Source organism: Nocardia sp. NPDC003999 (assembly GCF_053604885.1).
In genome coordinates, this window is record NZ_JBSGIB010000028.1 from 35,862 (window position 1) to 62,080 (window position 26,219).

At 70.1% G+C, this 26,219-nt stretch carries 23 protein-coding genes; 20 read left to right on the forward strand and 3 right to left on the reverse strand.

The window, feature by feature from the left end:
* Positions 1-53 precede the first annotated feature (53 nt).
* Genes ACWESM_RS33240 through ACWESM_RS33250 form a run of 3 tightly spaced genes read right to left on the reverse strand, consistent with a single transcriptional unit; the run spans position 54 to position 3,074 of the window.
* Positions 54-893, reverse strand: a complete 840-nt coding sequence (locus tag ACWESM_RS33240) for a carotenoid biosynthesis protein (RefSeq protein WP_397281752.1) — start codon at positions 891-893, stop codon at positions 54-56.
* The gene (locus tag ACWESM_RS33245) at positions 890-2,455 is read right to left on the reverse strand and encodes a phytoene desaturase family protein (RefSeq protein WP_452495146.1); all 1,566 of its coding nucleotides are present in this window, start codon (positions 2,453-2,455) and stop codon (positions 890-892) included. Before ACWESM_RS33245 ends, ACWESM_RS33240 begins: the two co-directional genes overlap by 4 nt.
* Before the next feature lie 7 nt (positions 2,456-2,462).
* Positions 2,463-3,074, reverse strand: a complete 612-nt coding sequence (locus ACWESM_RS33250; protein ID WP_355079632.1) for a GNAT family N-acetyltransferase — start codon at positions 3,072-3,074, stop codon at positions 2,463-2,465.
* Positions 3,075-3,244: 170 nt separating this feature from the next.
* On the opposite strand from ACWESM_RS33250, the gene ACWESM_RS33255 reads away from it, so the two are divergent.
* The 20 genes from ACWESM_RS33255 (at position 3,245) to wag31 (ending at position 26,145) form a co-directional block, all read left to right on the forward strand.
* On the forward strand, positions 3,245-3,685 hold the full coding sequence (locus ACWESM_RS33255) for an SAV_6107 family HEPN domain-containing protein (RefSeq protein ID WP_355079634.1): 441 nt from the start codon (positions 3,245-3,247) through the stop codon (positions 3,683-3,685).
* Positions 3,686-4,014: 329 nt separating this feature from the next.
* Complete coding sequence (locus ACWESM_RS33260; protein WP_039797093.1) at positions 4,015-4,422, forward strand: DUF3040 domain-containing protein; 408 nt, start codon at positions 4,015-4,017, stop codon at positions 4,420-4,422.
* A gap of 402 nt (positions 4,423-4,824) precedes the next feature.
* Positions 4,825-5,256, forward strand: coding sequence for a division/cell wall cluster transcriptional repressor MraZ (gene mraZ / locus ACWESM_RS33265; protein ID WP_355079635.1), 432 nt, complete (start codon positions 4,825-4,827; stop codon positions 5,254-5,256).
* Positions 5,257-5,440: 184 nt separating this feature from the next.
* Entirely contained in the window at positions 5,441-6,415 is a 975-nt protein-coding gene (rsmH, locus tag ACWESM_RS33270) for a 16S rRNA (cytosine(1402)-N(4))-methyltransferase RsmH (RefSeq protein ID WP_452495148.1), read from the forward strand.
* A 121-nt stretch (positions 6,416-6,536) separates the two neighbouring features.
* A complete protein-coding gene (locus ACWESM_RS33275; protein ID WP_452495149.1) occupies positions 6,537-7,325 on the forward strand; it encodes a hypothetical protein in 789 nt (262 codons plus the stop codon).
* Between the two features lie 128 nt (positions 7,326-7,453).
* The gene (locus ACWESM_RS33280) at positions 7,454-9,217 is read left to right on the forward strand and encodes a peptidoglycan D,D-transpeptidase FtsI family protein (RefSeq protein ID WP_364437227.1); all 1,764 of its coding nucleotides are present in this window, start codon (positions 7,454-7,456) and stop codon (positions 9,215-9,217) included.
* A gap of 293 nt (positions 9,218-9,510) precedes the next feature.
* Positions 9,511-11,085: a UDP-N-acetylmuramoyl-L-alanyl-D-glutamate--2,6-diaminopimelate ligase gene (locus ACWESM_RS33285; protein WP_397281743.1), complete on the forward strand. Its 1,575-nt coding sequence runs from the start codon at positions 9,511-9,513 to the stop codon at positions 11,083-11,085.
* Complete coding sequence (locus ACWESM_RS33290; protein ID WP_364437143.1) at positions 11,082-12,620, forward strand: UDP-N-acetylmuramoyl-tripeptide--D-alanyl-D-alanine ligase; 1,539 nt, start codon at positions 11,082-11,084, stop codon at positions 12,618-12,620. The genes ACWESM_RS33285 and ACWESM_RS33290 overlap by 4 nt, the downstream gene beginning before the upstream one ends.
* On the forward strand, positions 12,617-13,693 hold the full coding sequence (gene mraY / locus ACWESM_RS33295) for a phospho-N-acetylmuramoyl-pentapeptide-transferase (RefSeq protein ID WP_039797126.1): 1,077 nt from the start codon (positions 12,617-12,619) through the stop codon (positions 13,691-13,693). The genes ACWESM_RS33290 and mraY overlap by 4 nt, the downstream gene beginning before the upstream one ends.
* A gap of 47 nt (positions 13,694-13,740) precedes the next feature.
* Positions 13,741-15,198 (forward strand): UDP-N-acetylmuramoyl-L-alanine--D-glutamate ligase, encoded by a 1,458-nt coding sequence (murD, locus tag ACWESM_RS33300; protein WP_355079697.1) that lies wholly within the window; start codon positions 13,741-13,743, stop codon positions 15,196-15,198.
* Between the two features lie 133 nt (positions 15,199-15,331).
* Positions 15,332-16,828, forward strand: coding sequence for a putative lipid II flippase FtsW (gene ftsW / locus ACWESM_RS33305; RefSeq protein ID WP_397281739.1), 1,497 nt, complete (start codon positions 15,332-15,334; stop codon positions 16,826-16,828).
* Positions 16,825-17,928, forward strand: coding sequence for an undecaprenyldiphospho-muramoylpentapeptide beta-N-acetylglucosaminyltransferase (gene murG / locus ACWESM_RS33310; protein WP_355079645.1), 1,104 nt, complete (start codon positions 16,825-16,827; stop codon positions 17,926-17,928). The genes ftsW and murG overlap by 4 nt, the downstream gene beginning before the upstream one ends.
* Complete coding sequence (murC, locus tag ACWESM_RS33315) at positions 17,925-19,448, forward strand: UDP-N-acetylmuramate--L-alanine ligase (RefSeq protein WP_452495152.1); 1,524 nt, start codon at positions 17,925-17,927, stop codon at positions 19,446-19,448. The genes murG and murC overlap by 4 nt, the downstream gene beginning before the upstream one ends.
* Before the next feature lie 6 nt (positions 19,449-19,454).
* Positions 19,455-20,177: a cell division protein FtsQ/DivIB gene (locus ACWESM_RS33320; protein ID WP_452495154.1), complete on the forward strand. Its 723-nt coding sequence runs from the start codon at positions 19,455-19,457 to the stop codon at positions 20,175-20,177.
* A 353-nt stretch (positions 20,178-20,530) separates the two neighbouring features.
* Complete coding sequence (gene ftsZ / locus ACWESM_RS33325; protein WP_355079649.1) at positions 20,531-21,775, forward strand: cell division protein FtsZ; 1,245 nt, start codon at positions 20,531-20,533, stop codon at positions 21,773-21,775.
* 620 nt (positions 21,776-22,395) lie between these two features.
* Entirely contained in the window at positions 22,396-23,124 is a 729-nt protein-coding gene (pgeF, locus tag ACWESM_RS33330) for a peptidoglycan editing factor PgeF (protein WP_356965199.1), read from the forward strand.
* A 52-nt stretch (positions 23,125-23,176) separates the two neighbouring features.
* On the forward strand, positions 23,177-23,938 hold the full coding sequence (locus ACWESM_RS33335; RefSeq protein WP_364437132.1) for a YggS family pyridoxal phosphate-dependent enzyme: 762 nt from the start codon (positions 23,177-23,179) through the stop codon (positions 23,936-23,938).
* 105 nt (positions 23,939-24,043) lie between these two features.
* On the forward strand, positions 24,044-24,826 hold the full coding sequence (locus ACWESM_RS33340; RefSeq protein ID WP_355079655.1) for a cell division protein SepF: 783 nt from the start codon (positions 24,044-24,046) through the stop codon (positions 24,824-24,826).
* 89 nt (positions 24,827-24,915) lie between these two features.
* Positions 24,916-25,218, forward strand: a complete 303-nt coding sequence (locus ACWESM_RS33345; RefSeq protein WP_039797136.1) for a YggT family protein — start codon at positions 24,916-24,918, stop codon at positions 25,216-25,218.
* A 69-nt stretch (positions 25,219-25,287) separates the two neighbouring features.
* Positions 25,288-26,145 (forward strand): DivIVA-like cell division protein Wag31, encoded by an 858-nt coding sequence (gene wag31, locus ACWESM_RS33350; protein WP_355079657.1) that lies wholly within the window; start codon positions 25,288-25,290, stop codon positions 26,143-26,145.
* Positions 26,146-26,219 lie beyond the last annotated feature (74 nt).

Here is a 26,219-nt window from a genome sequence, read left to right on the forward strand (position 1 = left end):
ACGCGCCACTCATCGCGCGCGTCGGCGCGCCGAGTGCGGGGAATCACGCCGGGTCAGCGGCGCGCGCGAGCCAGGACGACGAGCAGGGGAACACCGAGCACACCCATACCGGCGAAACCGTATCCGGCCGACGGCAGGAGACCGAGGAACACCGCGTGGGCCAGCGCCGACCCCAGCCAGGTCCACAGGAAGAAGGCCACCGGTACGGCGACCGCGATCGCGCGGCCACCCGGTCGCGCTACCCGTACGGGATCCGGAGCCGCTCGCTCCCAGAGCGCCAGCAAGCAGCCCATCACGAGCGCGACAGCGAACCAGCCCAGGTAGTTGGTCACCGGAATCAGGTCCAGCCCGGGCAGGCCGGAGTGGGTGTCACACCAGGCCCACTGCCCGTCGGTCACCATCTGCGAATCCAGGAAAAGATCCCAGCCCACCGCGCCCACCGCCGTCGCGAGGACCCGCGTGACCGTGTGCCGTGACAACAACCTGGCCACCACCCACACCGGATACATCCCGCCGGTCCAGGCCAGCGGGACGAGCAGCGGGACCGTGAGCAGAGCGGGCCCGAGCCGGTCGGTCGCGTACTCGTAGCAGCCGAACGGAATGCCGGTCGCGGTACCGATCACCTCGGCGGTGAGCCCGACGCCGGAGACGATGATCAGGAAACCGACGGCATAGCGTAACCCCCTGGTCGCGGTCGCGTGCGCCAGCGCGGCGGCGGCGGAGAGCAGCACGACCGCGACGGTGACACGGTCGCGCGCACCACCCGCGGCGAGTGGGTAACCGATCTGCGCGACGATCGTCAGCACGATCAAGGCGAGTGGCAGCAGAAAACGCGCGGAGCGGTATCGGAACCGTTCTGTCGCCTCGGGCGGCAGTTCGCCCGAATCCGTCATCTTCGCAGCCACCGCGACAACCTGGGCCGGTTCAGGTCGCGCAGCGCGAGTGCGGCGGCCGTCCGTCCGCTGGCGCCGGAGACGCCGCCGCCGGGATGGGTGGACGCGCCCGTCAGATACAGTCCCGGCGCGCCGGGCACCCGCTGCCCCGCCAGCTCGGGCAGCGGACGCCACAGCATCATCTGGTCCAGCGACATCTCCACGTGCATCACGTTGCCGCCGACGAGCCCGAGTTCGCGCTCCAGGTCCACGGGTGTCTGTACGTGTCTGCGCAGCACCGTCTCCGCGAAACCGGGCGCGTAGGAATCGACTTCGGCGATGATCCGGTCGCCTTCCCGCTGCGCGAGGCCGGCCCAGTCCGCCCCGGAGGCCGGTCGGTACGGGTGCCATTGCGCCCACAGCGACAACTGGTGCTCGCCGGGCGGCGCGATGGTCGGATCCACGGCGCTGAAGCTCATGGCCAGCACGACCGGTCGCGGCGGGAGGTCACCCGCCAGCGCCGCGCCGTGCGCACGACGCAACTGCGCGCGATCGGACACCAGCAATTGCAGGCCGCGGGCGGAGTGATCGATCGGACTGCCGGGATAACGGGGCAGCGCCGAAGTGGCGGCCCGCACCACCATCCCGATCCCGGGACCGACGCGGATGCGCGTGCGCCAGTCGTCGAGCACCGCGCCGTCGAAGCCGCCGTCGCGGAGCAGGTCCAGAGTGGTCAGCACGTGGCAGCCCGCGATCACGGTGCTCGCGCGCAACTCTCGGCCCGAGGCGGTGCGCACCCGCCAGCGGTCCCCGTCGCGACGCAGGGCGGACACCGCGTCGCCCGCGGTCACCACCCCGCCGTCGGACCGCAGCCGCGCCACCAGCGCGGTGGTCAGCGCCCCGCTGCCGCCGACCGCGCGCCCCGGCGGCAGTGTGTGCATGAGCGCGGCGAAGCCGACCATCGGCGCCGTGCCCGGCTCCGACATCGGCGGCCCGGACTGCGCGCCGAACCAGGCCAGCGACGCCTTCAACCGTTCGTCCTCGAAGAACGCGTCCAACAGGGCGTCGCCGGATTGCAGGAACTCGCGCGAGAGTGCGCTGCCGCCGTTCCTCGCGTCCAGTCCCCAGAACGACCGCACCAGCCTGCCCGGCGTAGGTGCGCCGCCGAACGCCCGCATCACCCTGGCGCTGCGCGGACCCCACACCCGGACGAACCGGCGGTAGGCGTCCGCGTCCCGCGGGCCGCAAGCCGAGGCGATGGAGGCGCAGGTCGCATCCAGGTCGCGATGGAACACCAGGGCGGGGCGATCCGCGTGCGCGGGCGTGAAACCCCATGGGTCGCAGTCGATGTACCGCAGGCCGAAACGGTCGAGTTCGAGATCCTCGACGATGCCGGTGTGGCGGATCATGATGTGCGCCGACGAGCCGCGATCGACCCGGTGGCCGGGGAACCGCTCGACCGTCGACACCGCTCCGCCGAGGACCTCGTCGCGTTCGAGCACTTCGACCTCGTGCCCGGCGCGGGCGAGGTAGCACGCGGCCACCAAGGCGTTGTGGCCCGAGCCGACGACGATCACCGTCACGTGATCCTCACAGCGGCAGCCGCCTGCCGAGGATCGCGAACGGCCGGTTGTCGCCCGCGAAGACGAAATTGCGGACCACATCGGTGAATCCCTGCCTGCGATACAACCGCCAGGCGCGGTTGTCCTCACCGGCGACCTCCGGCGTCGACAGCAGCACCGCCCGCTCGGTGCGGTCGCGCAGCAGCCGTTCCAGCAGCGTGCCGCCGATGCCGCGGCCCTGCGCGGCTGGATGCACATGCAGCTCGGTGAGCTCGAAGTAGTCCGAGAGCAGTTCGCGCGCGGAATGTTCCGGCCAACCCGAACGCCGCATTCCGCTGTGCACCTGCTGATGCCACCACTGGTGCGCGGCGCCGCGATAGCCGTAGGCGATCGCCACGATCGGCGCGTGGCGCAGATCGATCCGGCCGGAGTCGTCGGGCAGCACCGCGGCGACCGCCTGCCAGCCGGGCCGGGTGGTGTGCTCGGTCCACATCGGCGCGCGATGGTTCTCGGTCCCGCGCGGATAGTCCATGGCGGCCACGTAGACCGCCAGCGCGTCGTGCAGCCGGGAGCGCAGGGCCGCCACCGAGAGATCGATGACGGCGGGTGCGGGAGTGTGATTGGGCTTGACGGCGGTCATGGCTCTCGTCGGTCGCGCGGACGCGGAAAGTTGTCGGTGGGCGTCTCTATATTGAAGCTCAATTCAAACGTTCGAATACCTGTTCGGTCCGGGCGGTGCTGGAAAGCGGTGGGGCACGCCGTCTCCAGCGCCGCATACGGGCCAAGGTACGCGAGGGTGGAGGGACGGCGATGTCTGGTCGAGTGGAACATCCGGGCCGGCCCGGCCGGGCCGGCAAGTTGCTGGAGCGCGCGGACGGGTTGCTCATGCAGGCGGCGGGGGAACGAGATCCGCGGGAACGGTTCCGCACCGCCTACCTGGCGGCGCTGCGCGGGGCGGGCGCGGTGATCGCGCTCACGGGCGCCGACACCGCGCCGAGGGCGCGCTCGCGCAACGCGTGGGTGCTGATGCAGCGCGCCGCGCCGGAATTCGTGATGTGGGCGGACTACTTCAGCGCGCGGTCGGAGATCCGGGCGGCACTGGAGGCGGGCCTGGACCGGAATGTCGACGAACACGAGGCGGACGAGTTCTCTTCGCGGGTGGCGGCATTCCTCCACGACGTGGAAGATCTCCTCGCGGCATCGGCCCGGTTGCGGCCCGCCCCTGGAATGACCGGCGGTATGACCGCTTAGTTATCGGCGTGTTGGCCTACCTTCACCTTCGCCCCGGCGACGGGCGGGCTGGTTACGGACTGGCTCTGACTGTGCCCATGAGGCGTACCTCCGCCTTCGCTCCGGCCATGCGCGGGCTGATGACGGACTCCGTCCGACTGTGCCCATTAGGCGTACCTCCGCCTTCGCTGCGGCCGTGCGCGGGCTGATGACGGACTACGTCCGACTGTGCCCATTAGGTGGTCTGGCCCTGATCGAACTCGTATCATTGGTGACAGATGGCCGCCAAGGTCGGCTATCTGTCGTCTACCCGGAGGCGACAGCCACGTCCTAGTGCCGGGGGAGGTACCGTGCCACTCTCCGAGCACGAGCAGCGCATGCTCGAACAGATCGAGAGCGCTCTCTATGCTGAGGATCCCAAGTTCGCCTCGTCCGTCCGCGGCGGACGGCTACGTTCGACCTCGAGTCGTCGCAGACTCCAGGCCGCGGCGTTGTTCGTCCTCGGCCTCTTTCTCCTCGTCGCAGGCATCGCAGCGCCCGTGAAGCCCGGCGGCTTTCCGATCATCAGCCTGATCGGCTTCATCGTGATGTTCGGTGCAGGCGTGCTCCTGCTGCTGGGCACCTCCAAGAGCATCGCCAAGAACGACCGGTCCGGCGGGCAGGCGTCCTCCGGCGGCGGGCGAGGGCGCCAGCGCAAGTCCGGCGGTTTCTCCGAGCGTATGGAGGATCGCTTCCGGCGGCGGTTCGAGCAGGAATAGCTCGCCCGTAGCCTGACAACTTCAGCACGACCGGCGACGCCGCACCGCGATGGTGCGGCGTCGCCGGTTCGTGTGTGTAACCGATCACGCCGCGAATGATCTTCGGGTCCGACTTCCCCCTCGCCCCACACCTCCCCACGAACTTCCCCACTTCGCCCCCTCCGGTGCCACACCAGGGGGTTTGCTGGGTGTTTTCGGGCGTTTGTCGCCTGGGGCGGCGCGTGTCGGCAGAACTCGCGAAAGTTCTCCACGCCGGTGATAGCTGACATGACCTGCGGAATCGTCTGAGTCGGGAGCCAGATCACCGCTTGTTTCGATTGAAAGTGGGGGAAAGTGGGGTAATGTGGAGCGCGCAGTACTGAAGGGCCGACCATCGAGGTGATCGAATAGGGAGGTATCGAGATGTTTCTCGGTACCTACACACCTCGCTTGGACGACAAGGGGCGACTCACGTTGCCTGCGAAGTTTCGAGACGATCTGGCGGGAGGGTTGATGGTCACGAAGGGGCAGGACCACAGCCTTGCCGTGTACCCGAAAGAGGAGTTCACCGCGCTCGCCCGGCGGGCCGCGGCCGCGTCTCGAAGCAATCCGCAGGCCCGTGCGTTCGTCCGGGCACTCGCGGCCGGAACGGACGAGCAACGTCCGGACGCGCAGGGCCGGATCGTGTTGTCCGCCGACCATCGTCGCTACGCCAACCTGGACAGGGATTGCGTGGTGATCGGTTCGGTCGACTTCCTGGAGATTTGGGACAAGCAGGCGTGGGAGTCCTACCTCGCCGAGCACGAGGAGGACTTCTCGCAAGCCAGAGACGAGTCGCTGGGCGGAATCTTCTAGCCGCGGGCGCGCGAGTGCCACGCGGTCTCTGCCCGGACGCGGACCCTGACGTACTTCCCCGACGCCAGGTGCCGAAAGTTCGGTCAGAGACCACGGGGCATTCGTGTCCGTATGGAAAGCACTGTGTATCAAGGCGACCCGTGTGCGGTGCGCGACGACGCGAGGCAGACTCCGGGAGGTCTAGGTGAACCGTGAACAGCGCGGTCCCCGCCATGTTCCGGTTCTGCTGGAGCGAGCCGACGCGCTGCTCGGTCCGGCCTTGGCCGAGCCGGGCGCGGTCTACGTCGACGCGACACTCGGCCTCGGCGGTCACGCCGAGCATTTCCTGAGCACCTACCCGGGCCTCCGTCTCGTCGGGCTCGACCGCGACACCACCGCGTTGAAGCTGGCTGGCGAGCGGCTCGAGCCGTTCGCGGACCGAATCACGTTGGTGCACACCCGCTACGACGGCATCGTCGACGCGTTGGCGGAGGCCGGCTTGCCAGCCACCGGTTCGGTCTCGGCGATCCTGATGGACCTGGGCGTCTCCTCCATGCAGTTGGACGAGGCCGACCGCGGCTTCGCGTATTCCGTCGACGCCCCGCTGGACATGCGGATGGACCCGACCAGCGGGCCCACCGCCGCCGATGTGCTCAACACCTACAGTCACGGCGATCTGACCCGGGTACTGCGGACCTACGGAGAGGAACGCTTCGCGAGCCGGATCGCCGCCGAGGTGATCCGGCGTCGGCAGAGCAAACCGTTCCACACCAGCGCCGAGCTGGTGGAGCTGCTGTACGCCACGATTCCCGCGGCGACGCGCCGCACCGGAGGGCATCCGGCCAAGCGCACGTTCCAAGCGCTGCGGGTGGAGGTCAACGGGGAGCTCGACTCGTTGCGAGCCGCGCTGCCCGCCGCGCTCGCCGCGCTGCGGGTGGGCGGCCGCATCGTCGTCATGTCCTACCAATCGCTGGAGGACAAGGTGGTCAAGCACGAGCTCACCGCCCACACCGCGTCCAGGACGCCGGTGGGCCTGCCGGTCGAGCTTCCCGGCATGGGACCGGAGTTCCGGATGCTGACCCGTGGCGCGGAGAAGGCGACCGAGCAGGAGGTCGAGGACAACCCGCGGGCGGCCCCGGTACGCATGCGCGCCGTCGAGCGGATCCAGGAGGCGCGGTGAGCGATCAGTGCCCGCATCGCGCCGGCCGGGTGCGGATGTCCCGCAGCGGTAGCGGAGGCCGGATGAGACAGCGGAGCGCTGTGCTCGCCCGGCATCCCCGGAGGACAGAGGAGGGGAATCTATGAGCGTGCGGACGAGGACCGTCGAAGCGCCGGGCCGGGTCGCCCGGCGGGTCCAGGACGCCGAGCGGGTGAAGTCGGGCGCGGCGCAACGCGCCTATGCCCGGCGGCGAATGCGCGAAAGTGGTTCGGACAGCGCGTTCCTGCCCACCGTGCGGCGCTCGGCGATGGCGGCGCGCATCCCGTTCGTCACGGCGATCATCGCCCTGCTCGGTTGCGGCCTCGCGCTGACCTTGCTGCTGACCACCCGTGCCGCCGAGGACAGCTATCAGCTCGGCGACGCGCGGGCGACGAACCGGCGGCTGGCCGACGAGCGCGCGGCCCTGCAGCGCGAGGTCGAGGTCGCCGATTCGGCCCCCGAACTGGCCCTGCGGGCGCGTGAACTGGGCATGATCCCGGCCAAGGACCCGGCTCGCCTGCTGGTCGGTCCCGACGGCTCGGTCACGGTGATCGGCAAGCCCGCCCCGGCCGAGGGCACTCCCGTGCCGCCGCTGAACGCCTCGCCTTCCGCGCGGTCGCCGAGAGGGGAGCGGGTGGTGCCGGTCACCACCACGCCCGGTGCTCCGGCGCCGGGTCAGCCGAACACGGGATCGCAGAACAACGCGCAAGTGAACTCGGCGCCCACGGCCGCGAGCCCGGCCCCGACTTCGGCGATCAACCCGCCGCAGCCCGGAGTGCCCGCGGCTTCGGTCACACCGCAGGTCACTTCGCCCCAGCCGCCCGCGGAAGCGTCGCCGCAGCAGGAAGCCGCGCAGGCCCCGGAGGCGGTGCCCGGCGGAGCCCCGCAGTGACGCATCCCAGGCCCGCGCCGCGCAGGCGCGGGCCCTCGGCGCCCCGCACCACGGGCGGGCCGCGGCCACCGCGCTCAGCTGTCTCGGACGGCCCGCTCCGGTTGCGCCTCGGCGTCGGACGAGTGGTCATGTTCGTCGCGCTCGCGGTCGTCGCGCTGCAACTGCTGTGGGTGCAGAGCGTCGCCGCGCCGGGACTGTCGGCCCAAGCGGCCAGCCAGCGCACCACCCATCAGCCCGACCCGGCCATCCGCGGGCCGATCACCGACCGCTACGGCAAAGCGCTGGCCTTCACCGTGTCGGCCAAGGCGCTGCATTTCCGGCCGGTCGCGGTCCGGAAGGAACTGGCGGACGCCAAGGCCAAGAACGACAAGGCGCCCGATCCGGATCAGCGGCTGCGCGACATCGCGCGCACCATCCACGAGAAGCTCGGCAAAGACGCGCCCGCGGAAGCGGACCTGCTGGCCAAGCTGAACAGCGACGAGCAGTTCGTGTTCCTCGCCCAAAATGTCGATCCACGCATCGCGGACGAGATCACCGATAAATATCCGCAGGTGGGCTCCGACCAGCAGAGCCCACGGGTCTACCCCGGCGGGTCGCTGGCGGCGAATGTCGTCGGCGCTGTCGGTTGGGACGGTCACGGGCAGATCGGGCTGGAGTCGTCGCTCGACTCGGTGCTGGCCGGTACCGACGGATCGCACACCTACGATCGCGGCTCGGACGGCGCGGTCATTCCCGGCAGTTGGCGCGACGAGCAGCCCGCGGTCAACGGGTCCGCCGTGGAGCTCACCTTGGACTCCGATCTGCAGTACTACGTGCAGCAGCAGGTACAGCAGGCCAAAGACGTCTCCGGTGCGGGTTCCGCTTCGGCCGTCGTCCTGGACGCCAAGACAGGGCAGGTCCTGGCGATGGCCAACGACAACACCTTCAATCCCGACCTGGGACCGCAGAAGTGGGCCAATGCCCAGCTGAGCAACCCGTCGGTCACGGACGTGTTCGAGCCCGGCTCGGTGAACAAGATCGTCACGGCGGCCGCGGCCATCGACTACGGCCTGACCGATCCCGACGAGGTGCACCAGGTGCCCGGCGCGATCCAGATGGCGGGTGTCACGGTGCACGACGCGTGGTCGCACGGCGTCGAGCCCTACACGACCACCGGAATCTTCGGCCGCTCTTCCAATGTGGGCACGCTGATGCTCGCGCAGCGCGTGGGCGAGGATCGCTTCGCCGACATGGCGCACCGGTTCGGGCTCGGGCAGCGCACGGGCATCGGCCTGCCGGGCGAGAGCGCGGGACTGATGCCGGACCGGGATCAGTGGTCCGGCGGCACCTTCGCCAACCTTCCTATCGGCCAAGGTCTTTCGATGACGACGCTGCAGATGGCCGGGATGTATCAGGCGATCGCCAACGACGGTGTCCGCATTCCGCCGCGGATCCTGCGGGCGAGGATCGCGCCGGACGGCGCCCGCACCGAGGAGACCCAGCCGGACGGCGTGCGGGTGGTGAGCAAGCAGACCGCCGCCACCTTGCGGACGATGTTCCAGGCGGTGGTGCAGCGTGACCCCATGAACGCCAACCAGAACGGCACCGGATGGCCCGCGGCCATCACGGGCTACCAGGTGGCGGGCAAGACCGGTACCGCGCAGAAGGTCGATCGCAATTGCCGGTGCTACTCCACGTCGTCGTTCTGGATCACGTTCGCGGGCATGGTTCCCGCGGAGAATCCTCGGTACGTGATCGGCCTCATGCTCGACGCGCCCGTGCGCAGTTCGGACGGCTCCGGGGGCGGTTCGGTGGCTCCGCTGTTCCACAACATCGCCTCGTGGGCCCTGCAGCGCGACCGCATCCCGCCGTCCGTCCAGCCGTCCAGGCAATTCGTCTTGCAGGCAGGGTGATCGATCCGCTCCGGGGATGTGCGGTCGGTAGCGAAGACATCGGATCGGTGTGGAGGAAGCAGCAGGTGAGTGCGGTGTTCGAGGGGCAAAGGCCGACGACGGCCCGCCGTGCGCGCCGCGTCCTCGCCCGGCGGCGTCCGAGTGCCGCGTGGCGCGGTCCGGGCCGGGCGGGCGAACCCGTAGGGTGCGGTGGGCGACCTCCCCGGCGTTGCGACGGGGCGCATGGTCCCGCCGTGACCGGTCGCCGGTAACCTGACACGTCGATCGCCGCCCCCGAAAGGAGCCTGGTTTCTGTGCAGTCCGGTCAACCGCGCGCATTGCGGCCAGAGCATTCGCCGTCAACGCCGCTGGCGTCGCTGGCCGCCGTCATCGGGGCCACGACGAGCGCCGAATCGGACGTGGCGGTCACCGGCATCGAGCAGCGCTCGGATGCCGTGCTACCCGGTGACCTGTTCGCCGCACTGCCCGGGGCCCGCGCGCACGGGGCGCGTTTCGCGCGCGACGCCGTCTCCCGCGGCGCGGTCGCGGTACTGACCGACGCGGCGGGTGCGGAACTGGCCGGTCCGCTCGAGGTGCCGGTGCTGGTGCGGGAGAATCCGAGGGCGGTGCTCGGCGAGCTGTCGGCCACGATCTACGGCAATCCGTCCGAGCGGCTGCGCATCGTCGGGATCACCGGAACCTCGGGCAAGACCACGACCTCCTACCTGGTGGAGGCGGGCCTGGCCGCCGCGGGGCTGTCCACCGCGCTGATCGGCACGATCGAGACCAGGATCGGCGGCAGGCGGGTGCCGAGCGCGCTGACCACTCCGGAGGCGCCGCAGCTGCACGCGATGTTCGCGCTGATGGTCGAGCAGGGCGTGGACGCGGTGGTGATGGAGGTATCCAGCCACGCGCTGACGCTGGGCCGGGTGGACGGAGTGCGGTTCGCGGTGGGCGCGTTCACCAATCTGTCCCAGGACCACCTCGACTTCCACGCCGACTTCGAGGACTACTTCGCCGCCAAACGCAAGCTGTTCGAACCCGATTCGCCGGTCGCGGCCCGCACCGCCGTCGTCTGCGTGGACGACGAGTGGGGGCGGCGGCTGGCCGCCGGCCTGCCGAACCCGGTCACCGTCTCGACCACCAGGACCGCCGCCTGGAGCGTCACCGGCGCGGTGTCGGCGCACGGCGGCGAACAAGACTTCACCGCGGCCGGTCCGCAGGGCGAAACTCCCGTACGCCTTCGGCTTCCCGGCCGCTACAACGTCGCCAACGGCCTGCTCGCGGTGGCGGTGTGCGCCGCGGCGGGCGTCGAGCCGTCGATCGCGGCTCCGGCGCTGGCGACCGTGGACGTGCCCGGCCGCATGCAGCGGGTGGAGCGCGGACAGGACTTCTTGGCGATCGTCGACTACGCGCACAAGCCCGCGGCGTTGGAGTCCGTGATCGCCACGCTGCGTGGTCATCTCGCGGCCGACACCGCGGGACGGCTCGCGGTGGTGGTCGGCGCGGGTGGCGACCGGGACGCGGCGAAGCGGCCGCTGATGGGCGCCGTAGGCGCGCGGGGCGCCGATCTGCTGATCATCACCGACGACAACCCGCGCACCGAGGATCCGGCGGCCATCCGCGCCGCCCTCGGCTCCGGTGCACTGGAGGTCCCGGAGGCCGAACGCGGCGAGGTGCGGGAGATCGGAGACCGAGCGGAGGCCATCGCCGCGGCGGTGGCGTGGGCGCGCCCCGGTGACGTGGTGCTGATCGCGGGCAAGGGACATGAGGCAGGGCAGGAGATCCAGGGCGTGAAGCACCCGTTCGACGACCGCGACGTACTCGCGGCCGCATTGGAAAGACGCAGTCCGCAAGGTAACCACGCGGAGGACTTGACGGTTTCATGATCGAGATGACACTGCGGGAGATCGCGGAGGTCGTCGGCGGCACGCTGCACGACGTCGCAGACCCGGAGGTGCGAGTGACCGGCGCGGTCGAATTCGACTCGCGCCGAATCGGTTCCGGCGATCTGTTCCTGGCGCTGCCGGGTGAGCGCTCCGACGGCCACGACTACGCGGGCGCGGCCGTCGCCGCGGGCGCGGTGGCGGTGCTTGCGGCGCGGCCGGTGGGCGTGCCCGCCATCGTGGTCACGCCAGGCGGCGGCCACGTGCCGTCGAGTTCGGTCGCGCTCAGCCACGATGCGGACGGATCCGGCGCCGCCGTGCTGACCGCGCTCGCCGCGCTCGCCCACGCCAGCGTGTCGCGTCTCGCCGCCGACGGCGGGCTCACCGTCGTCGGCGTCACCGGCTCGTCCGGCAAGACCTCCACCAAGGACCTGCTGGCCGCCGTCCTGGCGCCGCTGGGCACGGTGGTGGCCCCGCCTGGGTCGTTCAACAACGAACTCGGCCACCCGTGGACGGCGTTGCGCGCCGACGCGGGCACCCGCTTCCTGGTGCTGGAGCTGTCCGCGCGCGGGCCCGGGCACATCGCGGCGCTGGCCGAGGTGGCGCCGCCGAGCATCGGCGTGGTGCTCAACGTCGGCACCGCGCATCTCGGCGAGTTCGGCAGCCGCGAGGCCATCGCCAAGACCAAGGGCGAGCTGGTCGAGGCGCTGCCGCCCACCGGTCTCGCCGTGCTCAACGCCGACGATCCCCAGGTCGCCGCGATGGCCTCGCGCACATCGGCGCGGGTGGTGACCGTCGGGCAGGCCGCGACCGCCGACGTGCGGGCCACCGACATCCGGCTCGATGACCAGGCCAGGGCCGCGTTCACCGTGCACACGTCCGCGGGCAGCGCCCAGGTGCGCCTGGCCGTGCACGGCGAGCACCACGTGGGCAACGCGCTGTCGGCGATCGCGGTCGCGCTGGAATGCGGCGCCGATCTGGACACCGCCGTCGCCGCGCTGTCCGACGCGCGCGCCGCGTCCGCCCGCCGGATGGACGTACGGACCACCGCGGATGGGATCACCGTCGTCAACGACTCCTACAACGCCAATCCGGACTCGGTCCGCGCCGCGCTCAAAGCGCTGGTGAGCATGGCGCGCGCGGCCGAGACGCCGCGGCGCAGCTGGGCGGTGCTCGGCGAGATGGGCGAACTCGGCGAGGAATCCGTCCTGGAGCACGACGCCATCGGGCGGCTCGCGGTGCGGTTGGACGTCAGCCGGGTGGTCGCCGTCGGCACCGGCAGGCCCGCCCGCGCGCTGCACCAGGGCGCGGTGATGGAAGGGTCCTGGGGCGAGGAATCGGTCCTCGTGCCCGACATCGCGGCCGCGATCGCGCTGCTCGAGCAGGAAGTGGCCCCCGGCGACGTGGTGCTGGTCAAGGCATCGAAGTCGGTCGGCCTGTGGGAGGTCGCCGAGCATCTGACCGACCCGGCCGCCGTGGCCGCACGCGGCGGCGCGGCGGACAACGGGGTGGGACAGGACACGGAGGCAGCAGGATGAGACAGATTCTCTTCGCCGCGGCGATCGCGCTGACGGTCTCGATCCTGCTCACCCCGCTGCTGATCCGGTTGTTCGCCAAGCAGGGCTTCGGGCAGGAGATCCGGGTCGACGGTCCCGCCAGCCATCAGGCCAAGCGCGGTACGCCGACGATGGGCGGCGTCGCCATCCTGGTCGGCATGTGGGCCGGTTACCTGGGGTCCCACCTGATCGGCATCGGTTACGACGCCGACGGGCCGTCGGCGTCGGCGTTGCTCGTGCTCGGGCTGGCCACGGCGCTGGGCGCGGTGGGTTTCGTCGACGATTTCATCAAGATCCGCAAGCAGCGCAACCTGGGCCTGACCGCGGCGGGCAAGTATCTCGGCCAGCTGTCCTCGGCCGTGATCTTCGGCATCCTCGCCTTGCAGTTCCGCGGCGGCAGCGGGCTGACGCCCGCCAGCAGGCACCTGTCCTACGTGCGCGACATCAGCACGGTGACCATGGGCGTGGTCGTGTTCCTGGTGTTCGTCTGCTTCGTGGTGGTCGCCTGGTCCAACGCGGTGAACCTCACCGACGGACTCGACGGGCTGGCCGCCGGATCGATGAGCCTGGTGCTGGGCGGATACGTGATCATCACGTTCTGGCAGTACTACCACGCCTGCGAGACCAAGCCCGAGACCGGCTGCTACAACGTGCGCGATCCGCTGGATCTCGCGCTGGTCTGCGCTGCGGGCGCGGCGGCGTGCGTCGGGTTCCTGTGGTGGAACGCCGCACCGGCCAAGATCTTCATGGGCGACACCGGTTCGCTCGCGCTGGGCGGCCTGCTGGCAGGCCTGTCCATCACCACCCGCACCGAGCTGCTGATGATCGTCATCGGCGCGCTGTTCGTCGCCGAGACGGCGTCGGTGGTGCTGCAGGTCGCCGTCTTCCGCACCACGCGCAACCGGCTGTTCAAGATGGCGCCGTTCCACCATCACTTCGAGCTCAGCAAATGGGCCGAGACCACGGTGATCATCAGATTCTGGCTGCTGGCCGCGATGGCCTCCGCCGTCGGGCTCGGGCTGTTCTACAGCGAATACCTCTCCGCGGTCGGGTGAACGAGATGGTCGAACATTCGCCGCGGGCTCTGCGCACCCCAGGGCCCATGCTGGAATTCCTACGCGGACGCGACGTTCTGGTCGCGGGCTGGGGCGTGTCGGGACGCTCGCTGGTGGAACCGCTGCGCGACATCGGCGCGCGTCCGGTGGTGACCGACGGCGGCGCAGCGGCCCTGGCCGAGGCGGCCGGGCTCGGGCTGGACGTCGCCACCACCGCGGAACTGGAGAACGCGGACTGGAGCCGGTTCGCGCTGGTGATCACCAGCCCGGGCTGGCGGCCGGACTCGCCGGTGCTGGCGTCCGCGGTCGCGGAGGGTACGCCGGTGTGGGGCGACGTGGAGTTCTCCTGGTGGGTCGATCAGGCCAGGATCTACGGTCCGGTGCGCAAATGGCTGGTCGTCACCGGCACCAACGGCAAGACCACCACGACCCAGATGACCCACGCGATCCTGCGCGCGGCGGGCATCGCCAGCGTCGCGTGCGGCAACATCGGCCTGCCCATCCTGGATGCGTTGCGGCGCAACCCCGGTCCGCAGGTGCTCGCGGTGGAGCTGTCGTCGTTCCAGCTGCACTGGGCGCCGTCGGTGCGTCCGGAGGCGGGTGTCGTGCTGAACGTGGCCGAGGATCACCTGGATTGGCACGGCGGCCTGGACGCCTACGCCGCGGCCAAGGCCAGGGCGCTGGTCGGCCGGGTCGGCGTGGTCGGCCTGGACGATCCGGTCGCGGCCTCGCTGGCCCGCAAGTCCAAGGCGCGCCGGACCGTCGGGTTCCGGGTGGGCGTGCCCGCCGACGGCGAGCTCGGCGTGGTGGACGGCAAGCTGCTCGACCGCGCGTTCACCAAGGCCGCGATCCTGGCCGAGGTCGGCGACATCAGCCCGCCCGGCCCCGCCGGCGTCGCCGACGCACTCGCCGCCTCCGCGTTGACCAGGGCGATCGACGTCGCGCCGCAGTTCGTCCGGGAAGGCTTGATCGAGCACAAGGTCGGCCCGCACCGCGCGGCGTTCGTCCGCGAGCTGTCCGGCGTCGAGTTCGTCGACGACTCCAAGGCCACCAATCCGCACGCCGCGCGCTCATCGATCCTGGCGCATCCGCAGGTGATCTGGGTGGCCGGTGGCCAGCTGAAGGGCGCGCACGTCGACGACCTCGTCGAGGAGGTCGCCGACCGCCTGGTCGCGGCGGTGCTGATCGGCGCCGACGCACCGGTGCTCGCGGCCGCGTTGGCGCGACACGCGCCCGAGGTCCCCGTCGTCGAGCTGATCGCGGGAGACGATGCAGGGATGGGTGATGAAGCGTCGAGGGCCGCCGCGGCCGACGCTGTCATGGCGCGGGCCGTGCGAGCGGCCGCCGGGTTCGCCCGCCGCGGCGACACCGTGCTGCTGGCTCCGGCCGCCGCGTCGCTGGACATGTTCGCCGATTACACCCACCGGGGTCGCAGTTTCGCCCAGGCGGTGCACGCCCTGGAAGACGGTGACCTCGGAACCACCGATATCGGGGGTTTGCGATGACTGCCGACCGGGGCGGGCGGGGTATCGACACCCGCCCCGGTCGGTCGAGTCGCTTTCGCGGACGCGCAAGCATCCTCCGCCTCCGCTGGTTCGCTGTGACAGTGGTGCTACCGGCGCGGGCCGCGGGTGCCTCGTGACTTCGGGCAACGGCAGGCGGTGGACCGGTAAGGCGGCCCGGACCTCGGGCGCACGAGAAGCCGGGACGCCATCCCGGCGTGGCCGCGGCGTAGGGACGGGTCCCGGTTCGTGGCTGGCACGGCCGCTCGCGTCCTTCCATCTCGTCGTCACCATCGCCACGCTGCTGACGGCCCTCGGACTGGTCATGGTCCTGTCCGCGTCCGGCGTCGTCGAGTACGCCGAGGGCGGGTCGGCGTACTCCCTGTTCATCCAGCAGACGTTGTTCGCGGCGATCGGCGCGGTGCTGTTCTATCTGGCCCTGCGCGTTCCGCTGCGCCTGTTACGCCAGGCGTCGTTCCCGCTGTTCGCGATCTCGGTGCTGGCGCTGGTGCTCGTGCTCATTCCGGGCATCGGCACCAGCGTGCAGGGCGCGCGCCGCTGGCTGATCCTCGGTCCCGTCTCGGTGCAGCCGTCCGAGGTCGTGAAGGTGACCTTGATCGTCTGGGGCGCGCACTTGCTGGTTTCCCGGCGAGCGATGGGTTCGAGTCTGCGCGACATCCTGGTGCCGCTCGTCCCGGCGGGTGTGCTGGTCTGTCTGTTGATCGTGGTCCAGCCGAATCTCAGCACCACGGTCGCGGTGGGCATCATCCTCGGCGCCTTGCTGTGGTTCGGCGGACTTCCGATCCGGCTGTTCGTGACGATCGCGGTTTCCGGCGTCGTCGCCGCGGGCGTGCTCGCCATGTCCGCCGGTTACCGGTCGAATCGGGTCCGGTCCTTCTTCAATCCGGGCTCCGATCCGCAGGGCGACAACTATCAAGCTCGACAGGCCCTGTATTCCCTTGCCGACGGAGGGATCTGGGGCAGGGGCCTGGGACAGAGCCGGGCCAAGTGGAGCTACCTGCCGAACGCCCACAACGACTTCATCTTCGCGATCATCGGGGAGGAGCTGGGCTTTCTCGGTTGCGCACTGGTGCTGGGCCTGTTCGCCTTGTTCGTCTACACGGGACTGCGCATCGCCAGCCGGTCGGCGGATCCGTTCCTGCGGCTGCTGACCGCCTCCGCGACCACGTGGATCGCCGGACAGGCCATGATCAACATCGGGTATGTCGTCGGTCTGCTGCCGGTCACCGGGCTGCAGCTGCCACTGGTGTCCGCCGGCGGCTCATCGCTCGCGATCACCTTGCTGATGTTCGGGCTGATCGCCAACGCGGCCAGGCACGAGCCGGAAGCCGTCGCGGCGCTGCACGCCGGACAGGACGGTCGTTTCAGTAGGCTGTTGCGGTTGCCCAAACCCGAGGTGTACGCGCCGGCTCGGGCGAGCGCCCGACGTGGCCGGGCGCCGCGGCCGTCCGATCGCGGATCCTCGGCGCTGCCGCAGGGCAGGCGGGGGCGTGCGGAACCGGCGCGCCGCCGCTCGCCGGAGAGTCGCGGCACCAGCTCGGCGCGTGCCACCAGGGCTTGGGAACCCAGTTATCCGGTCAATCACGCAAGAGAACGGGGAAGATCCAGGTGATCTCGGTAATCGTCGCGGGCGGCGGCACGGCGGGCCACATCGAACCGGCACTGGCGGTGGCCGACGCGTTGCGGCGGCTCGACGATTCCATCCGGGTGACGGCGCTGGGCACCGAACGCGGTCTGGAGACCCGCCTGGTTCCCGAGCGCGGCTATCCGCTCGAGCTCATCCCTCCGGTTCCGCTGCCCCGCAAGCCCACCGCCGATCTGCTGCGGTTACCCGGTCGGGTGCGCGCCTCGGTGGCGGCCACCAGGGCGGTCATCGATGCGGTCGAGGCCGACGTGATCATCGGTTTCGGCGGGTACGTTGCGCTTCCGGCGTATCTCGCCGCCGGCGCGGGTGTGCTGCGCCGCAGACGCCCGGTGCCGGTGGTGGTGCACGAGGCCAACGCCAAGGCCGGTATCGCGAACAAGGTCGGCGCCCGCCGCGCCGCTCGGGTGCTCGCGGCGGTCCCGGACTCCGGCCTGGCGGACGCGCGGGTGGTGGGCATTCCGGTGCGCGAATCGATCACCGGACTGGACCGCGCCGCACTGCGGGCCGAGGCGCGGGAGCACTTCGGCCTTCCGTCCGAAGGCCCGGTGCTGCTGGTCTTCGGCGGTTCCCAAGGCGCGCGGACGCTGAACGACGCGGTCTCGGGCGCCGCGCCCCAGCTGGCCGCCGCGGGCATCTCGGTGCTGCACGCGCACGGGCCCAAGAACACCATCGACGTGGACGGATCCGCCGCGGACGGCGCTCGCTACGTCGCCGTGCCGTACCTGTCCCGGATGGACCTCGCCTATGCCGCCGCCGACGCGGTGGTCTGCCGATCGGGCGCGATGACCGTCGCGGAGGTCTCGGCGGTGGGGCTGCCCGCGTTCTACGTGCCGCTGCCGCACGGTAATGGGGAACAGGAACTCAACGCTCGGCCCGTGGTGCGCCAGGGCGGTGGCAGAATTGTCCCCGACTCCGAGTTGACGCCGAAGTACGTGATCGATGAGGTGATTCCGCTGCTCATGGACTCCGCACGGCTGACCGAGATGGGCCGGGCCGCCGCAGGCGCCGGGCACCGCGACGCCGCCGACGAGGTGGCGCGGATCGCGCTGGAGGTGGCGCGCCGATGAGCGACACGACCGCAGATCGGGTGGTCCAGGACGCGGGCGTCGAACGGACCGCGCTGCCCCCGGAGCTGGAGCGTGTGCACATGGTCGGCATCGGCGGGGCCGGGATGTCCGGCATCGCGCGGATCCTGCTCGCACGCGGCGGCGCGGTGTCGGGGTCGGACGCCAAGGAGAGCCGGGGCGTGCTGGCGCTGCGCGCTCGCGGCGCTCAGGTGCGGATCGGGCACGACGCCACCGCCTTGGACCTGCTACCCGGCGGCCCGACCGCGGTGGTCACCACTTACGCCGCCATTCCGAAGACCAACCCGGAGCTGGTCGAGGCCAACCGGCGCGATATCCCGGTGCTGCTGCGCCCCACGGTGCTGGCCTCGCTGATGCGGGGGCATCGCACCTTGCTCGTGTCCGGTACGCACGGCAAGACGTCCACGACCTCCATGCTCATCGTGTCGTTGCAGCACTGCGGGTTCGATCCGTCGTTCGCGGTGGGCGGCGAGCTGAACGAGGCGGGCACCAACGCCCACCACGGCACCGGTGACATCTTCGTGGCCGAAGCCGACGAGAGCGACGGCTCGCTGCTGCAATACGACCCGGACGTCGCCGTGGTCACCAACATCGAGTCCGATCACCTGGATTTCTTCGGCTCCGACGAGGCCTACGTGCAGGTCTTCGACGACTTCGCCGACCGCCTCGCCGCGGGCGGCCTGCTGGTGGTGTGCCTGGACGATCCGGGCTCGCTGGCGCTGGCCGAGCGAGTCGGTGCGCGCTTGGCCGAGCGAAACGTCCAAGTCCTCGGCTACGGCTCCGGCGAACTCGCCGACGCGCCGGTCCCGGTGGGCGCCCGGCTGCACAGTTGGGAGCCGCGGGACGTCGGCGGCATCGCGCAATTCCAGCTCACCGACGAGGCCGCGCCGCGCACGCTGCGCCTGTCGGTGCCGGGCAGGCACATGGCGCTCAACGCGCTCGGCGCCCTGCTCGCCGCCCGGGCCACCGGCGCCGATGTCGGCGAGATCATCCAGGGCCTGGAAGGGTTCGGCGGTGTGCACCGCCGGTTCCAGTTCGCCGGTCGGGAGAACGGGGTGCGGGTGTTCGACGACTATGCCCACCACCCCACCGAGGTGCGCGCCGTGCTCGGCGCCGCCGCCGAACTGGTCCAGCAGGAGGCGCGCGACGGAGCCCGGTCCAGGCAGGGCCGGGTCATCGTGGTCTTCCAGCCACATCTCTACAGCCGGACCGCGACCTTCGCCCAGGACTTCGGCTCCGCGCTCAGTCTCGCCGACGAGGTCGTCGTGCTCGATGTCTACGGCGCGCGGGAGAAGCCGCTGCCGGGCGTGAACGGAGCGCTGGTGGCGCAATCGGTGACCAAGCCGGTGCACTACCAGCCGGACATGTCCCGGGTCGGGCGCCAGGTCGCGGGGCTGGCGTTGCCGGGCGACGTGGTGATCACCATGGGCGCGGGCGACGTGACGATGCTGGGCGGTCAGATTCTCGACGGATTACGGGCGCGTCCCCAGCACGGACGGTGACCCGGCGTGCGCGGGGTCGGGTCGGCGCGCGCGGCCGGGCGCCGCGCGGGTGATCGGTTCGGCGAGCTCGACTGGCGCCGAATTCGCCTGTGGGGATTGCTGAGCGTGTGCGTCCTTGCAGTGCTCTGTGTTCTCGCCTGGTTCACCCCGGTGCTCTCGGTGCGCACCGTGCGAATCGAGGGGGCGGTGGCGGTGCCCGAGCAACAAGTGCGGGATGTGCTCGAAATTCCTTCCGGCCGCTCGATCTTGCGGATCGACACCAATGCCGTGGCACGCCGGGTGGCGAGCATTCCGAAGGTACGCACGGCACGGGTGCAGCGGGTTTTTCCGTCCACGGTTCGGGTGACGGTCGTCGAGCGCGCCGCGGTGTTGTTCTACGACAGCAGGGAAGGCGCGCATCTGCTGGACGCGGACGGCGTGGAATTCGCGGTCGAGCCGGCTCCGATCGGCGTGCCGAAGTTGATCACCGATCATCCCGGCGGCGCCGATCCGGTGACCAGGGCTGCGGTCTCGGTGATCGCCATCGTGCCGCCTGCGCTGGCGGTTCAGGTGAGCGAGGTTGTGGCACGGTCCATTTCGGATATTTCGCTGAATCTGAAGGGCGGCCGCACGGTACTCTGGGGCGGGAGCGACGACGCCGAACGAAAGGCGGCGGTCGTGTTGCCGTTGTTGACGCGCCCCGGAACGGTGTTCGATGTGTCGAGTCCCAATCTGGTCACGGTAAAGTGATCCACACCCATTGCGCCCAGGTAATTTTCGGCGGTCCGGGAGTTGTTCCGGCGCCGAGACGGGAGCCGGGGGGCAACCGTTCACCATACGACGTGTGGAGCGGCGAGACGAGCGGGATCACGCAAGATTCTGGCTCTCGTTTCGGCGCGCCTGCGCGCGTATCGCGTCGGCTGCGAATAGCGTTCCGCACCAGTCGGATACTTGACATAACGCTAACCCTATGGTTGAGCTTTAGGGTTTGCCCGAGCCGCGGTTCGCTCCTCGTAGCGACCCGACCCCCGGACCGGGCCGAAAAGGCGGTGTGCCGAGCATCCGGAAACGACAGGCTTTAGATCGAAGGAAGGCGAGAGCCCATGACGCCCCCGCACAACTACCTTGCGGTGATCAAGGTCGTCGGTATCGGCGGCGGCGGTGTGAATGCCGTCAACCGGATGATCGAGCAGGGACTCAAAGGTGTCGAGTTCATCGCGGTCAACACCGACGCCCAAGCGCTGCTGATGAGCGATGCCGACGTCAAGCTCGACGTCGGCCGCGAGCTGACCCGAGGTCTCGGAGCAGGCGCGGACCCCGAGGTCGGCCGTAAAGCCGCCGAGGACCACAAGGACGAGATCGAAGAGGTGCTCAAGGGCGCCGACATGGTCTTCGTGACGGCGGGTGAGGGCGGCGGCACCGGCACCGGTGGCGCCCCGGTCGTCGCGCAGATCGCGCGCAAGCTCGGCGCGCTCACCATCGGCGTGGTCACCCGCCCGTTCTCCTTCGAGGGCAAGCGGCGCGGGAACCAGGCCGAGGTCGGCATCAATCTGCTGCGCGAGTCGTGCGACACGCTGATCGTCATCCCGAACGACCGGCTGCTGCAGCTCGGCGACGCGGCGGTGAGCCTGATGGACGCGTTCCGCTCCGCCGACGAGGTGCTGCTCAACGGTGTGCAGGGCATCACCGACCTGATCACCACCCCGGGTCTGATCAACGTCGACTTCGCCGATGTCAAGAGCGTGATGTCCGGCGCGGGCAGCGCGCTGATGGGTATCGGCTCGTCGCGCGGCGAGGGCCGCTCGGTGAAAGCGGCCGAGGCGGCGATCAATTCGCCGCTGCTGGAAGCCTCCATGGACGGCGCGCACGGCGTGCTGCTGTCGATCGCGGGCGGGTCCGATCTCGGGCTGTTCGAGATCAACGAGGCGGCTTCGCTGGTGCAGGAGGCCGCGCACATCGAGGCCAACATCATCTTCGGCACCGTGATCGACGACTCGCTCGGCGACGAGGTGCGGGTCACCGTGATCGCGGCGGGCTTCGACGGCGGCGGCCCGGCCCGGCGCACCTTCGAGACGTCGGGTCGCAGCACCATCGGCACGGCGCGGTCCGGTGAGATCGGGCAGAGCCGAACCAGCGAGTTGACCGCGCGAAGCAGCGACAGCACGCCGAGCACGTCCGTCACGGGTACGGCTGGCCGCGGCACGTTGCCGAGCTACCGGGACACCGAACGGCCGCGCACCCTGGGCGAGCCGTCGGTGACGAGCGGCACGCGACCGCACATCACGCCGCCGGATGCCGACGACGATGACGACGACGTGGACGTGCCGTCGTTCATGCGGAGGGGCTAGGCGTACCTCCGCCTTCGCTCCGGCCATGCGCGTGCTGCGTACCTCCGCCTTCGCTCCGGCCATGCGCGTGCTGCGTACCTCCGCGTTCGCTCCGGCCATGCGCGTGCTGCGTACCTCCGCGTTCGCTCCGGCCATGCGCGTGCTGCGTACCTCCGCCTTCGCTCCGGCCATGCGCGTGCTGCGTACCTCCGCCTTCGCTCCGGCCATGCGCGTGCTGAAGACGGACTGCGTCCGGCAGCGCCCATTAGGCGTACCTCCGCCTTCGCTCCGGCCATGCGCGTGCTGCGTACCTTCGGCCTTCGCTCCGGCCATGCGCGTGCTGAAGACGGACTGCGTCCGGCAGCACCCATCAGGCGCTGGAATCCGGTTCCGGCGCGGGCCGGGACCGAGCTGGAAAGAGCGATCCCGGCCCGCGCCGGGACGCGTCGGAGGGATACGCCGAAGCGGTCCCGAAGCACGACTGTGCACAGGAATTCGGGGGACGCCGGTGCGGGGGCCGGCCGGGCGGGACCGGGCGCCGAGGCGCCCGATACGACGCGACTGATTCCGTCCCGGGGGAATATTCGCTCTCTACCTGGGCATTTCGACGCCCTTCACCGAGCGCCACTACGCTCGTCGCCATGACTATCGCGCCGACCATCACTGTCCGACGGGTCACCACGACCAGGTCCGGAGGCTTCTCGGCGCCACCCTACGACTCGTTCAATCTGGGCGACCACGTCGGCGACGATCCGACGGCCGTGCGGCGCAACCGCGACCGGCTGGCCGAGGGCATCGGCCTGCCGCCGGAGCGCCTGGTCTGGATGGAACAGATCCACGGCCGCAACGTGGAGATCGTCGACGGGCCGCGCGCCGAACCGGTCCCGGCCACCGACGCGCTCGTGACCACCGTGCCGGGTCTCGCGCTGGTCGTGCTCACCGCCGACTGCGTGCCCATCCTGCTGTCCGACGACGAGGCGGGCGTGATCGCCGCGGTGCACGCGGGGCGGATCGGCGCTCGCATCGGCATCGTGCCGCGTGTGCTCGACGCGATGGTCTCGGTCGGCGCGCGCCTGGATCGGGTCGGCGCGCTGCTCGGGCCCGCCGCCTCCGGCCGTCAGTACGAGGTTCCCGCCGCCATGCGCGCCGACGTCGAAGCGCATCTGCCCGGCAGTGCGACCACCACGGTCCGCGGCACGCCGGGCCTGGATCTGCGCGCGGGCATCTCCCGGCAGCTCACCGAGGCAGGCGTCGGCGCGATCGCGGTGGACCCGCGGTGCACCATCGAGGACCGCACCTTGTTCAGCCATCGCCGTGGCGCGCCGACCGGCCGGATCGGCGGGGTGATCTGGATGGAGGCCGCCGCGTGACCGCGCGAATCGCCCGTCTGGTCGACGCGCCGTGCGCCGGGGAGGCGCGCGCATGAGCGCCGAAGCCGGGGCCGCGGTGGACGGCGCACTCGCCGCCAGGACCGCCGAGCTGTCGGACAACCTTGCCGGTCTGCTCGCTCGCATCGACGCGGCGTGTCGCGCCGCGGGTCGGTCGCCGGATTCGGTGCGGCTGCTGCCGGTGACGAAATTCTTCCCGGCTTCGGACGTGGCGATCCTGCATCGGCTCGGCCGGCGCGAGTTCGGCGAGTCGCGGGAGCAGGAGGCGGCCGCCAAGGTGGCGGCGTTACGTGAGGAAGACCTCTCCGGCATCCGCTGGCACATGATCGGGCGGTTGCAGCGGAACAAAGCGCGCAGTGTCGCCCGCTGGGCGCACACGGTTCACTCGGTCGACAGCGAACGTCTGGCAACCGCTCTGGACGCCGGCGCGGTGGCTGCGCTGGAGGCGGGCGAACGCACCGAACCGCTGCGGGTGTTGCTCCAGGTGAGCCTGGACGACGACCCCGCGCGAGGGGGTGTCACGGCCGCTGATCTTCCCGTGCTCGCGCAACGGATTGCGGACGCTCCGGGATTACGTTTGTCGGGTCTGATGGCCATTCCACCCTTGGGTTCGGAGTCCGATGCCGCATTTGCGCGACTTGCGATGTTGCACACGTTGTTGGTCGCCGATCATCCGGACGCGACAGAGCTTTCCGCGGGAATGTCGGGTGATCTGGAATGCGCGATCGAACATGGTTCGACGGTTGTGCGTGTCGGTACCGCCTTGATGGGTATGCGACCGATAACCTCGGGCTAGCAAAGAAACCTCATCAGTCACATTCGACACATATGCTGGGATCTGACGAGGGCTGAGCAAGACTTCAACACCCGGCCGCCACCGGGGCCGAAGGAAGGTCGACCAATGAGCACGCTGCACAAGTTCAAGGCGTACTTCGGCATGGTTCCGCTCGAGGATTACGAAGACGACTACGTCGACGATCGCGCTCCCCGAGGGGTGGACGAGCGCGGCGCTCGCAGGCCCCGGCCCCGTGACTACTCCGACCGCGACGGCTACGTCGATCGCTACGCCGACGATCGGTACGGCGCAAGCCGTTTCGACGACGTCGACTATCCCGAGCCCGCGTACAAGTCGCCCTACAAGGCGGGTTACTCGGTGTCGCGGCGCGACGACTACGCCGACGAGCCCTACGGCGACGACCGCTACGATGCGCCCCGGCGTCCGACCCGGATCGACTCCGCGCCGTCGGGCCGGTTCCGCGCGGGCGGGAGCCCGCCTCCGCTGCGCGGTACGACCCGTGGCGCGCTCGCCGTCGATCCCGACGCCGAGGAGCGCAGGCTGGAGGAGCGCGTGCGTCCCGAGCCCGCCCCGGTGCGGCGGCCCGGGATCTTCGAGGACGGAGGCCCCTTGTCCAAGATCACGACGCTGCGCCCGCGCGATTACAGCGAGGCTCGGATCATCGGCGAACGCTTTCGCGAGGGCAATCCGGTGATCATGGACCTGGTGGATCTGAGCAACGCCGACGCCAAGCGGTTGGTCGACTTCGCCGCGGGCCTGGCCTTCGCGCTGCGCGGATCGTTCGACAAGGTGGCGACAAAAGTGTTCCTGCTCTCACCGGCCGATGTCGACGTATCAGCGGAAGAACGCAGACGCATCGCGGAAACCGGCTTCTACAACCAGAAATAAGCTCGTGATCTGGGGGGTGGAGCAGACCGGTCGCAGGTTGTGCGGCGCGGTCATTTTGCGCGAAGCGATTTTTGCGGCAGAGTGAACTCGTGGCCTTGTTCGCGGTGCTGTACTTCGTACTGTTCATCTTCTGGCTGTTGCTGATCAGCCGGGTGATCGTCGAGTTCATCCGTAGCTTTGCCCGAGACTGGCGTCCTACCGGTGTCGTGGTCGTCGTCCTGGAGGTGATCTTCACGATCACCGATCCTCCGGTGAAACTGCTCAGGCGCTTGATACCTCCGGTGTCACTGGGCGGAATTCGCCTGGATCTGTCGATAATGGTCCTGCTTTTCATCGTCTTCATCCTGATGTCGATCGTGGGCAGGCTCGGGCAGCCGGTAGCTCCGGTGTGACAGAATGGGCCGTGAAGACAGCTTGCTAGATCTGCTAGATCTCCAAAAGACGCGTGAAGGGATCCTTCCATGCCGCTGACCCCAGCCGATGTGCACAACGTCGCGTTCAGCAAACCGCCGATCGGGAAGCGCGGCTACAACGAGGATGAAGTCGACGCGTTCCTGGATCTGGTGGAGCAGGAGCTCTCGCGTCTGATCGAGGAGAACGCCGATCTGCGCCAGCGGGTCGCCGAACTCGACGCGGAATTGGCCGACGCGAAGAAGAACCGCGGCCCGGCCGGAGTGAACAGTCCGAAACCGCCGATTCCGCAGGCCCCGCCGCCGCAGCCGGAACCGATCAAGCCCCCGGTTCCCGTCGCCCCGCCCGCTCCGATGCCCGCCGCGCCGGTGGCCAAGGACGCGCCGGGCGCGGACGCGAACCTGCAGGCCGCCAAGGTGCTCAGCCTCGCCCAGGAGATGGCGGATCGGCTGACCAGCGACGCCAAGAGCGAGGCGGAGAGCTTGCTGTCGAATGCCAGGGCGAATTCCGAGCGACTGGTCGGAGACGCCAGGACGCGGTCGGAGGCCATGATCGCCGACGCCCGTCAGAAGTCGGACGCGATGCTGACCGACGCGCAGAGTCGTTCGGACAGCCAGCTGCGCCAGGCCAAGGAGAAGGCCGACGCGCTGCAGGCGGACGCCGAGCGCAAGCACACCGAGATCATGGCGACCATCACCCAGCAGCGCAGTGTGCTGGAGAGCCGGATCGAGCAGCTCAAGACGTTCGAGCGGGAGTACCGGGTGCGGTTGAAGTCCTACCTGGAGTCGCAGCTGGAGGAGCTGGAGAACCGTGGCTCGGCCGTTCCGGTCGACGGTGGCGAAGCCTTCGCGGATGCCAACACGGCGAACAACCTCGCGCCGGCGTCATTCGCCAAGGGCGGCAAGTAGCGCGCCGCGCCCCAGCACAGCAGTTCGCATACCGTTTAGAGGAACTGTCGAGCCGCCCGGCATGCCTTGGGGGT